This window comes from Colwellia ponticola (genome assembly GCF_005885605.1).
Lineage (GTDB): Bacteria > Pseudomonadota > Gammaproteobacteria > Enterobacterales > Alteromonadaceae > Colwellia > Colwellia ponticola.
This window is the reverse complement of record NZ_SZVP01000067.1, coordinates 1-480: the sequence shown is the minus strand read 5'-3', so window position 1 is coordinate 480 and position 480 is coordinate 1. Positions and strand designations below refer to the sequence as shown.

1 protein-coding gene and 1 riboswitch are annotated in these 480 nt (G+C 40.2%); the gene reads right to left on the bottom strand.

The window, feature by feature from the left end; translation table 11 throughout:
* Window positions 1–400 (bottom strand): S-adenosylmethionine synthetase N-terminal domain-containing protein (locus FCS21_RS17665; RefSeq protein ID WP_281279982.1); only part of this gene is annotated, 400 nt, incomplete at its 3' end.
* Window positions 398–477: riboswitch (SMK box riboswitch) on the bottom strand. (Overlaps the previous gene by 3 nt.)
* Between the last annotated feature and the right edge of the window lie 3 nt (window positions 478–480).

Below are 480 nucleotides of genomic sequence, written 5' to 3'. Positions count from 1 at the left end.
TTAACCCTTGGTCGCCAGCACCAATTTCATCTAATACGTCTTTTTTATCTTCATCCCGGATCTCAAGTGCTTCGTCAACTCCTTGAGCAATATCAGGAGATTGTTCATCAATCGCAACCAATACAGCTGCTGTATCTCCATCAAATCCGAATTTTGCACGTGTATAACCAATTTCTTTTATTGTTTCCCGTACGACTTTTTGAATATCTACATATGCCGTCGTAGATATTTCTCCAAATACTAAAACAAGCCCAGTTGTTACAGATGTTTCACACGCTACTCGTGCTGTTGGGTCTTGTTCTAAAATTGCATCCAAGATTGCATCACTGATTTGGTCAGCGATTTTATCTGGATGTCCTTCAGAAACAGATTCTGATGTAAATAAGTGTCTTTCTAGCATTATAATGATTCCCCCTAGTTAAATTCGGTTACAAGGCATCTCCGTCCTGCGGATCCTTTCGGGAACTTGCAACGAACCAA